This window comes from candidate division KSB1 bacterium (genome assembly GCA_024655945.1).
GTDB lineage: Bacteria > Zhuqueibacterota > Zhuqueibacteria > JANLFK01 > Oleimicrobiaceae > Oleimicrobium.
On record JANLFK010000011.1, the window covers coordinates 103,090 to 115,352 of the forward strand.

The 12,263-nt window shown below is 62.7% G+C and carries 6 protein-coding genes and 1 pseudogene; 6 read left to right on the forward strand and 1 reads right to left on the reverse strand.

What is annotated here, in order from left to right; translation table 11 throughout:
- Positions 1-4: 4 nt before the first annotated feature.
- A complete protein-coding gene (locus tag NUW13_12950; protein MCR4439924.1) occupies positions 5-1,840 on the forward strand; it encodes a DUF2207 domain-containing protein in 1,836 nt (611 codons plus the stop codon).
- A 245-nt stretch (positions 1,841-2,085) separates the two neighbouring features.
- Here the strand turns inward: NUW13_12950 and NUW13_12955 are convergent, their stop codons facing one another.
- Positions 2,086-2,466, reverse strand: coding sequence for a hypothetical protein (locus NUW13_12955; GenBank protein ID MCR4439925.1), 381 nt, complete (start codon positions 2,464-2,466; stop codon positions 2,086-2,088).
- 415 nt (positions 2,467-2,881) lie between these two features.
- Between NUW13_12955 and NUW13_12960 the strand changes: the two genes are divergently transcribed.
- From NUW13_12960 to NUW13_12980, 5 genes and pseudogenes are all read left to right on the forward strand, one after another.
- On the forward strand, positions 2,882-3,862 hold the full coding sequence (locus NUW13_12960) for a hypothetical protein (protein MCR4439926.1): 981 nt from the start codon (positions 2,882-2,884) through the stop codon (positions 3,860-3,862).
- A gap of 17 nt (positions 3,863-3,879) precedes the next feature.
- Complete coding sequence (locus tag NUW13_12965) at positions 3,880-5,793, forward strand: aconitase/3-isopropylmalate dehydratase large subunit family protein (protein ID MCR4439927.1); 1,914 nt, start codon at positions 3,880-3,882, stop codon at positions 5,791-5,793.
- 54 nt (positions 5,794-5,847) lie between these two features.
- Positions 5,848-7,077 carry an aminotransferase class I/II-fold pyridoxal phosphate-dependent enzyme gene (locus NUW13_12970; GenBank protein ID MCR4439928.1) on the forward strand — a complete coding sequence of 410 codons (1,230 nt, stop codon included), beginning with the start codon at positions 5,848-5,850 and terminating at the stop codon, positions 7,075-7,077.
- A 138-nt stretch (positions 7,078-7,215) separates the two neighbouring features.
- On the forward strand, positions 7,216-11,124 hold the full coding sequence (locus NUW13_12975) for a PAS domain S-box protein (protein ID MCR4439929.1): 3,909 nt from the start codon (positions 7,216-7,218) through the stop codon (positions 11,122-11,124).
- 34 nt (positions 11,125-11,158) lie between these two features.
- A pseudogene (locus NUW13_12980) lies at positions 11,159-12,241 on the forward strand (phosphate acyltransferase).
- Positions 12,242-12,263: the final 22 nt, after the last annotated feature.

Genomic DNA, 12,263 nt, shown 5'->3' on the forward strand with positions numbered 1-12,263 from the left:
AAAGATGCCGACAGTCCAGACCGGCGTGTTGTCACATCGGCCCCAGACGATGATGTTCGTTCGGCGCTGGGTTGTTGCTGCGCTCATGATGCTGTTCTGCCTGTCCCCTCTTCAGGCGGCCGGCAAGAGGTACGACATCCTGGGCGTATGGGTGAACGCCTACCTGCACGAGGACGGAAGCATGGATGTGGTCGAGCAGCGGCAGTATCGGTTTGTGGGCAACTTCACCTGGGCGAGCTACGAGTTGCCGCTGGCCGGCACCGGGGGCGTCCGCGATGTGCGGCTGAGCGAAGGAGAAATGGAGTATTGCTTGGATGACTCGCAGGAACCTGGCACCTACACCATCGAACAGACCGCCGAGCTCTTGCGCGTGCGCTGGTATTATCGCGCGCGCAACCAGGTGCGCACCTTCACGCTGCGGTTCCGCCTGTTGGACGTCGTACGCCGTCACCCGGACGTTGCCGTCCTCTACTACCAGTTCGTGGGGAGTGGTTGGGACAAGCCAAGTGGCTCGGTGACCGTGCGCATTGTGCCGCCGCAACCACTTGCGACAGGGCAAGTGCGCGCTTGGGCGCATGGTCCCCTCTGGGGGAATGTTCTCATTCGCGACGACGGGACCATTTTGGCCGACGTGGCACAGCTTCCCAAACGGCGTTTCTGGGAGGTAAGGGCCCTATATCCTGCACAAGTCTTTGCGGGCGCCCCGGTGCAGCCAGACTCCGTCCAGGCGGTTATTCTGCAGGAGGAGGCTGCGTGGGCCGAGCGCGCCAACCTCGAGCGGCAGCAGGCTCTGGCAGGTGAGGCCAGCAAGAAGGCGCGAAAGGAGCACGGCAGGTGGTTTGTCGCACTGCTCAGCGTCGGTGGGCTGCTGAGCTGGTGGAACATCTACCGCGTCTACGGTCGCCGCCATCCGGTGCCAGGGCAGCCAGCCTTGTCCGGCGTCCCCCCGACGGATACGCCACCCGCCTTGGTCAGCTACCTGGTCTTTGACCGCACCGTGAGCGCCAATGCCATGGTGGCCACGCTCCTGGACTTGGCGCGGCGCGGGCTCATCAAGATCGTCGAAGAACAGCCCGCAGGCGACAGGCGCGGCCGAATCCCAAAGCCCGAATATGTGCTTGAATTGGACAGGGAGCGCGCACGCCGCGATGCAGACGAGGGTCGCCTGCTGCTCTATGAACGGACGCTGCTGGCCTACCTTTTCGGACCTCTTTCGGACGGAGAAACCCGCCTCAGTCTTGCGGAGCTGAAGAGACACCGAAGTGCGACGGCTTCGTTCTTTTCCCAGTGGAGCAAAGAGGTGGCCACGGAGGCCAGGGCGCGCAACTTCTACGACCAGGAGAGCTTACGCGCCATGAAACGTTCGTTGCTCCTTTCCGGCCTGCTGCTTCTGTTGACGGTGGCAGCCGGTTTCTTGGTGGAGGAGTGGGCTTTGCTGTTGGCTGGTGTCACGCTCGGTGTGTTTGCCCTCTCCTTTCTCGTGCCGCGCCGCACTCCTGAGGCGGAGGTCGAAGCCCGGCAGTGGAAGGCCTTGTCCAGATACTTGGCCAAATTCGGGGCAAAAGATGCGCAATTCACGGAGTACCCATCTGAGGTTGACAAGCTGCTGGTGTATGGCACCGCCCTGGGTGTTCGTTCCAAAGCGATGGAGGCGTTCTTGGGGCAGATGCCTGAGGAACAACTGGCCACCTTTTCCTGGTATGTGGGGGGCATTGCCTCGCGGCCAGGAGGAGGAATTGCCGAGGCGCTGAGCTCGATGGTTTCGACGGTGACCAGCAGCGTGAGCTCGGCCACCGGCGCTGGCGGTGGCGCTGGTGGTTCTGGCGGCGGAGCTGGCTAAACCCAACGGGCGGACTTCAGCGTCCTGGGCACCCTGCGCTGGCGAGGGGGCCCTCCTGGCGGCAAGCCGTGTGGCTTCCGGGGCCACGGCGGCAGGCCCGTGGCGGGGGGCTCCTCCTCTGGCTGGGCACCGCCGAGCCGTTCCTGACACTCTATCACGCGAAGGCAAAAGCGGCGAAGGCCAGGCCCTGCCGTCAGGGGAACAACAAGCTCAATGCTGCACGTCGGCCCCGCAAAGGTCGCGCGCTACCAGCTCCTGATCAGGAAGAAAAGAGCCCACACGGCTGAGATGAGCAGAAACACGATCGGTTGTACCGCAGGGAGCACGCGGGCGCCGCAGAACTTGGCCGCGGCAAGCCCGGCGTTGAGCACGCTTAGGAGCAGCCACCACCAGGCAAAGCGGCGGCTGAGGTGAATGGAGGCGAGCATCGAAAGAGGGAGCCACGTCGAACGTCTCCAGCACCAAAGCGACCCCATCTGTCCCCTGAGACGGCGCGGCGTCAGGAAAACGCGGTGGTACTCCCACTCTTCCCAAAACCGCCACACGACGTGCTCACTGAGGTGATATGGGGTGAGCAGGACCCACTTTCGCGGCGTGCGCACCGCGCTTATGACCGGTGCACCCATAGAACGGCTGGCCTCCCCACTTTGGCCCTCCGGCAAACGCCGCTCAGCGCCCCACCTCAAGCCCCAATCGCAGCCGCCTCCGGTGCCACCAAGTGTGGTGGGAACCGTAGCGCCTCGGCGGCAGGGCAAAATGAAAAGCGCTCGCTTACACGAGTTGAAACGCGCAGCAGTTTTCAGTCAAGAGGCTGTGCCCCCAGGGGTGGATGCAAGATGGCGCGGCTCCCGCCCCCTGACGCCGGTAAGATAACATGCAAAGCGCAATTTTTTTTGCGTCACAAAGAGCTTGACCCTTGTGCGCAGATTTCCTAAATTTTCGCTGCCCTCCTGCGCAAGCCGTGGCCACAGGCCTGAGACCTGGCCGAGCGCCCGCGGCAGGAGCGCCCAGAAGCCACCACGTAGCTGGGAAGCCAAGTGGATGTACCAGAAGATAATCACGCACGAGGACTTTGACGGGTTGGCCTGTGCCGTCCTCTGTTCACACGCCTTGCATGTGAACCACATCGAATTCACCGGGCCGCGGACGGTGAGCGAGGCGCGCATCACCATTACCAAAGCGGATGTTGTCTGTGACCTGCCCTACCCGTTGGAGTGCGGGCTGTGGTTCGATCACCACGAGGCCAACCTCGAGGAGTTGCACTTACGCGGGATTGACCCTGAGCAGGTGAGCGGCCGGTTTGCCCCGCGTGACTCATGTGCGCGTGTGCTCTACGAGTACTTCACCGAGCAAGGGATTGCTCTGCCCGCGCACTTTGCCGAGCTGGTGGCCGAGGCGGACGTGATCGATGCCTTCCGCTTTGGGTCGGTGGAGGAATGGCGCAAAGAGACGCCAGGCAAGGTGGTGGATGGCACGATCAAGCTCCTCCAGCAGCAGCCCGACGGTGGCAAGTGGCCGTACTTACGCTCCTTGGTGCAGCGGTTAAAGGAGGAACCCCTGGGGAGCGTGGCTGCGCAACCGGATGTGCAAGAGCGCTTTGCGCGCTACCGGCGGCTCGAACAGGAGATGCTGGAGCTCGTCCGCGCCGATGCACGCTTCTTGCCAGAAGACCCGGAGCAGGAGCTGGTGGTCTTGGACCTCACCCGCCACAATCGCAGGCCCCAGGTGATACGACAGCTCGCCTATCTGCTCTTTCCGCAGGCGAAAGGGGTCATCGAGGTGCGCAACCTGTTCCGCGATGGCACCAAGACTACTGATCTCAGCATCTCCTTTTCTCTCGGCGTCACCATGGCTGCAGAGCAACACAGCAAGGACGTGGGCGAGATCATGCGCCAGCTGAACATCGGGAGCGGGCACAAGGGAGCAGCCGCCGGCACCATTTTCTGTTCCTCCAAGGAGGAAATGATGAAGGTCAAGGAGCAGACACTTCGCCAAATGGTCACGCTATTCCGGCAGCAGTAGCAGCGGCAAGGAGTGCTATGGGACAGACGATCATCGAGAAAATCATCTCCGCTCATGCGGACCGCCAGGCGCGGGCCGGCGAGATTGTGTGGATGGACATCGACCTGCGCAGCGCGCGCGACTTTGGCGGGGCCAATGTGGTCAAGAACCTGCGCGAGCACTACCAGGGCAACTACGTGGCCGACCCGTCGCGCACCGTGTTTACCTTCGATTGCAACGTGCCGGCCAACACCGCCGGCTATGCGGACAACCAACAAATCTGCCGCCTGTTTGCCCGCGAGCAGGGTATTCGCGTCTACGACGTCAACCAGGGGATTGGCTCGCACGTGGTTATCGAGCAGGGATTGGTGGTGCCCGGCGAAGTGATGGTCGGGACCGATAGCCATCTGAACATCCTCGGGGCCATCGGTGCATTCGGCCAGGGAATGGGCGACCAGGACATTGCTTTCGCCTTCAAGACGGGGCGAACCTGGTTCGAAGTGCCGGCGACTATTCGTGTCAACCTTTACGGTACCTTCCACTATCCCACCACGGCAAAGGATCTGACGCTGTACATCGTGGGCAAGTTAGGGACAAAAGGGGCACTGGGGAAGGCGGTGGAACTCTACGGCCCGGCCATCGACCAACTCTCTCTTGCCGGCCGCATCACCTTGGCGAGCATGGCCACCGAGATGGGTGCCATCGCTGCGTTCATGGTGCCCAATGAGGAGGTCCTGTCCTACTGCCGGGCGCGCTCTGGGCGAGCGGTAAGTCCGGTGACTGCCGATTCCGATGCGGAGTACGTTCGGGTCATCGACATCGACGTGAGCCATTTGCGCCCGCAGGTGGCCAGGCCGAACAGTCCTGCCGATGTCGTGCCGGCCAGCGAGCTGGGCGGCGTGCGCATCGATTCGGTCTTTATCGGCTCCTGCACGAACGGACGGTACGAGGACTATGCGGTGGTGGCCAGCATTCTGCGTGGCCGGGGCGTCGCAGAGGGCGTGATGCTCAAGATCGTCCCGGCCACGGCGGAAGTGTACGACCGGCTGTTGGACGATGGACTCATCAAAATCTTCCGCGAAGCAGGGGCGGTGGTCAGCCACCCGGGCTGTGGCGGATGTGCCTCTGGCCAGATTGGCATGGTGGGAGAGCATGAGGTGCAGATCAGCACCTCCAACAGGAACTTTCGCGGCAAACAGGGCAAAGGCGACACCTACCTGGCCAGCCCGGCCACTGCAGCGGCCAGTGCCCTGCGGGGATTCATTACCTGCCCGACGACTGTGGCCCATACGCTCATCGATTTTGTGCCCGATGGCCAGTGTTTGGTGCGGAGAAGTGAGGCGACGCCTTCCGCTGCGGTGCGCCCCTCTCGCCCGGCGCAGGCAGAGGTCTTCTCGCCGACTCCTTCGACACCTGCCGGTGGAGCCGAGCTCATCGTGGGCAGGGTGTTCAAGATCGTGGACGAGCGTGGGGACCTGATCGACGACATTGACACCGACATGATTTTTCACAACCGCTATTTGCACATCAGGGACGTGGCCCAGATGGGGCAGTACACATTCGACAACCTGCGCGGGTACGAAGATTTTGGCCGCAGGGCCACGCCCCAGGATATCGTCGTGGTGGGCAAGAACTTTGGCTGTGGCTCCTCCCGGCAACAGGGGGTGGATTGTTTCCGCACCTTAGGGATTAAGCTCATCATCAGTGAATCCACCGGCGCCATCTACAAGCGTAACGCCATCAATTCTGGCTTGGGGCTGTTGGAGTGCCCGGGCCTCGGCGACGCCCCCCTTAACCATGGCGACGAGATCGAGGTGGACGTGGCGAGCGGTCGCATCGTGAACCGCACCAACGGTGCCACGATCAATGCAGTGCCGTTCTCGTCGGTGCAGCTGGAAATCTACCGCGCCGGTAACCTCTTTGCTTACGGAACGCAGCTGATGGGGGAGTGATGCCGAGCGTGGCTTAGGGCTTGATGCAGCATGGAGAACATCCAGGAGGTAGGAATGGCAGGAGACGGAGTGATTGTGCCGGCCCGCCGCACGGAGAAGATTACCTATGCGGTGCGGGACATCGTGATCTTGGCCGAGCAGGCGGCCAAACAGGGCAAAGAGATGCTGTACCTGAACATCGGCGACCCGAATGCCTTTGACTTCCAGACGCCACGGCACATTATCGAGGCGACCTACCGGGCCATGCTGCGCAACATGAACGGCTACTCCCCTTCATCCGGGGTGCAGGAGGCTCGCGACTCCATTGCGCGAGCGGCTCGGGCCAAAGGGATCGACAACATCTTAGACGTCTTCATCACCACCGGCGCCAGCGAGGCCATCGACGTCTGCCTGACCGCCCTTGCCAATGAGGGGGAGAATGTGCTCCTCCCCTCGCCGGGTTACCCGCTCTACAGCGCCCTCCTGAATAAGCTGGGCGTGGAGGTCAATGAGTATTATCTTGACGAAGAAAGCGACTGGCAGCCGGACGTGCGCGACATCGCTAAGAAGATCAACGGGAAGACCAGGGCGATCGTGCTCATCAACCCCAATAACCCCACCGGTGCTCTGTATCGCGAAGAGGTGCTGCAAAACATCATCGAGCTTGCCTTGCGGCATCGTCTGGTGATCTTTGCCGACGAAATCTACGACAAGCTCATCTTTGACGGCCTGCGCCACGTGTCTATCGCCGCGCTCAACGCAGAGGTGCCGGTGGTCACCTTGAACGGACTGTCGAAAGCCTACTTGGTGCCCGGGTTCCGGATCGGCTGGGGGATCGTCAGCGGCAGGGCCGAATGGCTCAAAGACTATGTGGAGGCAATCAACAAGCTGCTGCGCGCCAGGCTGTGCGCCAATCACCCAGAGCAATGGGCCATCCGCCCGGCCCTGGAAGGGGACCAGAGCCACCTGGAAGATGTGATGGCGCGCTTGACCAGGCGTCGGGACATTACCGTGCGCATGTTGAACGCGATACCGGGCATCTCGTGCGTCAAGCCACAAGGTGCCTTCTATGCATTCCCCCGCCTTGATGTGGACGGAACAGACGACGACTTTGTGCGTGCCCTCATTTTGGAAACGGGCGTGGTGGTAGTGCCGGGAAGTGGGTTCGGTCAGAAACCCGGCACGAAGCACTTTCGGGTGGTGTTTCTGCCCCCGGAAAAGGTGTTGGAGAGCGCCTATGAGCGCATAGGCGAGTTCTTCGCGCGCTATGCGCGGATGGGATGCCAGCTTAGCGCAGGTGGGTAGGGTGTCAGTTTCACGTTGACATTGAGGCGGAGTTTGTGTACATTGTAGCGTGGTCAGGCAGCCCCGGGCGGGGCAGGCAGTGGAGGTGAAGAGGTGTTGAGGGTGTGAGGACTGGTCGTTGCCGCGGAGGTGTCTGACATGATATCGGCGCCTGCTGCCGAGGAGGTGCATGCCCGCCTGCAAGCGGTTCAGGATGAGCTGGCCCAGAAATACCACGTGGCCATCGCCATCCGTGACCGCCACGGTCACTCACTTACCACCCCGAGCAAATCTGTCGAACAGAAGGCCTCCCTTTCGGCCTCGGCCCTACAAGGTCTCTACCACTGCCTTTCTGCCAACTGGCTGCTGCGTGACCGGGACGCGATGCAGGGCAAGCGCCTTGTGGCCACGCTCTTTTGCGGTGGCGTAGCCTTAGCGGCGCTGCCAATGGTCGTTGACTCGGATGTGGCTGCCGTGGTGCGGGTGGCGCAGACCTTTGGCGAGGTGCGGCGCCAACTGGAGCTGCTCAATGAGCAAGTCGTGAGCAGCGGGGGAGCCGTCTCTGGCGAGGATTTTCTTGACCCGGTAGACGTCTATCTGGGGGCCAACTTCCTCACGATGCTGGAAGCCATCGAGCAGGCGGTGGGAGAGGCGCTGGGTGTGCCGCCGGCCGCGCCTGCCCCAGAGGCCCCTGCGGCCCTGCCTTCGCTCCTGGTGACGGAACGGCTGTTAGCACTCATTCCGGCAGGCGCTTTCGTTGCCACAGTGGACTGGCAAATCAGCGCGGCGAACCAGGAACTGGCCAGGATGCTCGGCTACGCCGGGGGCCAGGCATTGGTGGGGCGCAACCTGCTCGGCGACCTCATAGACTTGGAGTGCCTGCCGCTGCTGGAGGAGCTGCAAGGCAAAAATGAAATCGTCGCGCGGCAGGTGACAGTGCGCACCGCTGATGGCGACCAACTGCCGACCGTGCTGAGCATGGCCGCTCTCGAGAGGGAAGCAGGTGCGCCTCCCACGTACCTGGGAGTGGTGCAGCGCGTGGAGACGGGGATGCAGCCACCCACTGCGCCAGCATTGGCGACTGCGCAGCTGCAGGCCCTTGTGGAAGGGTGGCCAGGGCCGGCGCTCCTGGTGGACAGTTCGCAGCGGATCCTGCGGCACAGCCGGGCGGTGGAGCAAGAGCTGGGATACGCAGCCGGCGAGCTTGCGGGCGCCCACTTGCAGTCGGTCATCGCAGGGGCAGAGGGGCTCTTTGAGGTGGCAGAAACTTCCCCATCGCCCGCGCCCAGGGTGCTTGACGTGCAGCTCCTCCACAAGTCGGGTGACCGCACAGGCGCGCGCTGTATGGCAATCCCTGCAGGTGGAGCGGTGGCCCTCTTGGCTTTGCCGGCGCCTTCTACGCCTGGAGTTCGACCGGATGCAGGTGACTTGCTCAGGTCTCTGGTGGCGGGCCTCCCGCTTGCTTGCTTGGTCTGTACAGCGGACGGGAAGATCTTTCATGCCAATGTCGCATCGGCCGCCCTCACTGGCTATGCAGAGGAGGAATTGCGCGGACGCTCCCTTGCCGAGCTCGTGGCGAGCGACGAGCAGGCGAACGCGGCCGGATGGCTGAGCGGCGCGGAGGCCGGCAAGCTGATCGGTGTCTCCCTAACTTTGCGCAGGAAAGACGGCGCCCTGGCAGCCGTGGGCGCACGCATGTTCACCGTCTACGGGGAAAACCACACCCGGCTCGTGGTGGTCGCGCTTCAAGAGGCGGGAAAAGTGAGCGGCGCCGATGCCGACCAGTGCTATCGGCAGTTGGTCGAGACCTCGCGGGATCTCTATTGGGCTATTGAAATTCCCGACCCTGAGCATTTCGAGCTGGCAATTCCCCTGCAGCTCAGCCGTGGCTTTGCCGACATCCCTGACCTGGCTACGCTGAAGGCCGAAGGCGGCTTGGTGCGCGCCAAGATAACGCACACGCCGGAGAGCTGGGAGACATTCCGTCGTTCCTGCTTAGCGGTCTTCCGAACTGGGCGGGTGATGTCCGGCGTGCGCACCGTGCACGTCGACCGCGAACGTAAGGTGGTACAGACCTTCTCGACCGAGATCCTTCCGCTCTATCGCGAGGGCAAACTGGTGGGGGTGCACGGCCTGGCGCGCGACACTACCGAGGAGTACCTCCTTCAGCAGGAACTGCGGCGCTCTGAAGAGAAGTACCGGGCTTTGGTGGAACACGCAGCGGTGGGCGTATGCCTGGTGGACCGCCAGGGGAGGGTCATCCAGGTCAACAGCGCTGGCTTGGAGATTCTCGGCGCCTCCGCTGTTGAGGAGCTCAATCGGCGCGGAATCGCCTCCTTGCTGGACGAGCAGGCTCGCCAGGTGCTGGCCCGCGAGCTGGCCAAAGGGCCGTTGCGGGCGCGGGAGGTAACGGCCACTCGGCTTGACGGGCGCAAGGTCGAACTGGTAGTGCATGCCCGGGAGGTCACTACGCCGGACCACGGCCAATGCATCGAGGCCTGGTTTACCGACGTGACCCGCCGCCGCACTGCAGAGCGCCGCCTGCGCGAGTCGGAAGAGCGCTTCAGGTCGTTCGCAGAGAGCATCGCCGAGGGGGTGGTCATTGTCAACACCGCCGGCGGCATTGTGTACGCCAATCGTCGCGTGGCCGAGGTTTTCGGCTACACGCGCAAAGAACTCGCCGGCATGGAGTTGTGGGAATTCTTTCATCCCACCGAGCGCGAGTCGCTGCGCGGCCTTTTTGCCCAGCTCATGCAGGGGCAGGCCAGCAGGGTGCAGACGGAGGGCGACGGCCTGACCAAGAGCGCGGCAATCCTTCGGCTGGAGGTGAGTCTCACGCCGCGGCGTAAGAGGGGAAAAGTGGTGGGCGCCTTCGTGGTACTGCGGGACGTTACCCAGCAGCGTTCCCTGGAGGAACAGCTCCAGCAGGCGCAGAAGATGGAAAGCGTCGGCATGTTGGCAGGCGGCATTGCCCACGACTTCAACAACGTCCTCACCGAAATCCTGGGCTACGCCTCGTTGCTCGACGCTGAGGAGGAGCTCCCGGAGCACCTGCGCGGGATGGTGAGGCAGATCATCGAGCTTGCCTCTATGGCGGGCTCGCTGACCCAGCAGCTCATCGCCTTCAGTCGCAACACCAGGCCCCAGCGCCGCCCCATGCAGCTCAACGAGGTGGTGCGCGAGACGGCGCGCTTTCTTTCGCATAGCCTGCCCGAGGGGATCGCGCTCAGGACGCATTTGGCCAAAGACCTGCGCATCATCTCCGGCGACCCGGTGCAGCTGCAGCAGGTGCTCATCAATCTCTGCGTCAATGCACGCGACGCCGTGCCCGAGGGGGGCAAGATCGTCATCAAGACGGACAACGTTACCCTCACCGACGAGCAACGGCGTCAGTTCAAGAATCAACAGCTGCATGAAGTGGTGCGGCTGCGCGTCTCCGATACAGGCGTAGGCATGGACCAAGAGACGATCAAGCACATCTTCGAGCCTTTCTTCACCACCAAGTCGAAAGGGAAGGGCTCCGGATTGGGCTTGTCCATCGTCTACGTCATCGTGGCCGGGCACGGCGGTGAGATCCAGGTGAGCAGCGCGCCAGGCCAGGGCGCCACCTTTGACATTTACTTGCCGGCACTGACGGAACAGCTCAAGCCTGAGCCGGAGAAGAAACGGTTGCCGCTCAAGGGGGGCAATGAGTGTATCCTGCTCGTTGACGACCAGGAAGAGATGCTCGAATTGGGTCAGAGGATGCTCAGCAGGCACGGCTACGAGGTGTTGACCGCCAAAGGGGGTGTGGAGGGCGTGGATCTCTTCCGCCAGCGGGCCGACGAAATCGACCTCGTGATCGTGGACCTTCTCATGCCGGACCTACCCGGTGAAGAGTGTGCCCGCACCATCCGTTCGGAAAAGCCGGAGGTAGCCATACTCTTGACCAGCGGTTTCGTTCCCGCCCCACGCGGGCAGGAGGAGTTGGCGCAGGTCAGCGACGGCATCCTGCAGAAGCCCTTCGACTTGCGGCAGTTGCTCACGGTGGTGCGCGCTACCCTTGACGCCAAGAAGTCGCCCGACTGAGCCACAGGTGGCTTGCTGACCTGACAGGCCCTGAATGCATAGAGAGGCAAGGACAAATCCACAGGAGGGAAGCCGGGTGTTCGACATTGAGCGCTCGTTGGACGAACAGATACTGGCCATAGAGAAGATCAAGCCCACGGCCATCTTCGCGGACGGTTTGGACCCACGGGTCATCATGGCCGCGGCGCGGCTGGTGCGTTTTGCCAAGATCGTTATCCCGGCAAGCGAAGAAGAGATTGCTGCCTTTGCCAAGCGCGCCTGTCCGCAAATGGACGCCACTCGCATCGAGTACTTGCTCGCTAATATCAAAGCGGTGGACCTGGCGAAGGAGGAAGAGCTCCTCGAGGAGTTCGCGCGGGAGTACGTGCGCATCGGGCGCAAACACGCATGGTTGGGCAGCGAGGAGGAGGCGCGCGAACTCGTGAGCCAGCCCCCCATGTTTGCCATCATGGCCGTCAAGTTGGGGTATGCCGACATGGCGTTCGGCGGCCTCAAGTATGGGCCGCGCGAGTTCTTTCGACCCTTCATGCGCATCGTCGGCCAAAAGGGCACGGCCTTCGAGGCGGGGATCTTCGTCCTGCCAGAAGGGCACACGGAGCAGTTTTACGAGCAGAACATCGTGGCCTTTGGCGACGTGGCCGTCAACGCGCGTATGACGCCCGCGCGCCTGGCGGACGTGGCCGTGGGCACCTGCAAGATTGCCCGCGACATCATCCCGCAGGATGTGCTTCCCTGCATCAACGGCTGCATTGTTTCCTACTCCACCAAGGGGTTGGACGAAGGGCCGTCGGTGGACTTGGTGCGCAAGGCGGCGGAGCTGGTGCCGCAGCGCTTGGCAGCCTTGGTTCGCCGCGACCCGCGGTACGCTACCATCCGCATCGACGCGGAGGTGCAGATTAGCTGCGCCATCTCCCGCGAGGCAGCAGTGGTGAAGTTGGGGGAGCGCTACCATCCCGATTCACCCCTCGGCAGGGTCAACGTCCTCATTGCCCCTAACCTAGACCTGGGCAATTTTCTCTACAACATGTACGCCACCCGCTACCCGACGGCAAAAAAGTTCCCTGTCTCAGGTGGACTGGCCAACAAGGTCGTGGACTTTTCCAAAGAGTCCACCGAGAGCGACGTGGTGCTTGGTGCCA